This is a genomic window from Infirmifilum sp. (genome assembly GCF_049970975.1).
GTDB lineage: Archaea > Thermoproteota > Thermoprotei > Thermofilales > Thermofilaceae > Thermofilum > Thermofilum uzonense.
The window spans coordinates 1-1294 of the sequence record NZ_JBMFLX010000119.1 but is presented as its reverse complement, the minus strand read 5'-3'; the positions used below and the strand labels follow the sequence as shown (position 1 = coordinate 1294).

Genomic DNA, 1294 nt, shown 5'->3' with positions numbered 1-1294 from the left:
ATCCCGTGAGTTCATTATTTTAGGGTTTAATGCCCACCCGTTTTGTAGTGAGGGTGTTTCTAGAATTACATACAACACATATGTTGGGTTAAAGAAATACTCCGATACTACATACCTGATATCGTACATCGACACGAGATTCGAACCGACATACAAAATTACTAATGAAAGAGATCCCCACAGTTTGTACTTCGCGGATAAAGGAGTTATCAAAAGTGCTCTACTAAATCTCGTCAAATCTCTAAGAAAGCCGATTACCATTGTGAATACTTATGGTCTTACACAACGTGTAATGACTTATAGCATTATCAAGGCCTTAAGAGGCAAGGATACATGCGTGGTTTTTTCACTATTTTCGAGACCTTTTACATTACTGGAAAAGCTTCAATACATACCCCCCGATGTAATCTTAACATACTCTCCTTCAGAGACTGTTTATTTATCCAGGTTCTCTCCTATACTCTCTCACCGGATTGTAATGGCGCTAGTGCCTATCGATACGGATCACTTCTCACCGAGAAGAAAAACGCTAGCTAGGAGAACAGTATCCGAGAAGCTGGGCATTAACCTTGAGTCAGATGATATAGTAATAGGCTACATGGGCAACATCTTCCCTGACAGGTTTCCACCTGTAATATTCAAGGTTCTAAGGGATTTAACGAGAAAAATCGACATTAAAATGGTAATTATATCGCCGCCATATGAAGGAAGAAGTTATAAACCTATTGTTGAAAAGATTATAAGAAAGTTTAACCTGTCGAGGAACGTTATTTATATGGAGAAATTCGTAGATTACGAGCTGAGACCATACGTTTACGCTTCTCTAGACGTATTTCTGCACCTCTACAAATGGAAAGAGGCCCCATATCCTTTCTTAACAGCTCTGGAGAGCATGTCTTCAGGAGTTTTAACCGTGCTCACGAATTCTGTGGAATGGAGGTGGATTAACGGGAGCGAGCCAATAGCACCAATTGTAGAAATAGAACGCTTGGAGGAGTCCGCTCAGAAGGTTTTATCAGAAATTATTTCGACTGAACTGTTTAGGGACACCAATTTACTAAGCAGACTCAGAGAACGAATTGTGAGGTTGTTCTCTCTAGATAAAGCAAGCCTGCATCTCATTAAGAAACTCGATGAGTGGTGCTTTTAAATGAGTTACGAATGCGAGAAACGTAAAGAGTTGTTCTGCAAAGTAATTAGGATGTTGATGCCGGTGCTAAACAAGCATAACGTAGCAGTTTTAAAAATATTTGAATATGGCGAGAATGAGGCTCCTAGCGACGTGGACATCTTT

1 protein-coding gene is annotated in these 1294 nt (G+C 40.0%); it reads left to right on the top strand.

Going from position 1 to position 1294, the window contains the following annotated elements:
- Positions 1-1150, top strand: a 1150-nt coding sequence (locus ACP5KC_RS09260; protein WP_428287358.1) for a glycosyltransferase, incomplete at its 5' end; no start/stop codon positions are given.
- Between the last annotated feature and the right edge of the window lie 144 nt (positions 1151-1294).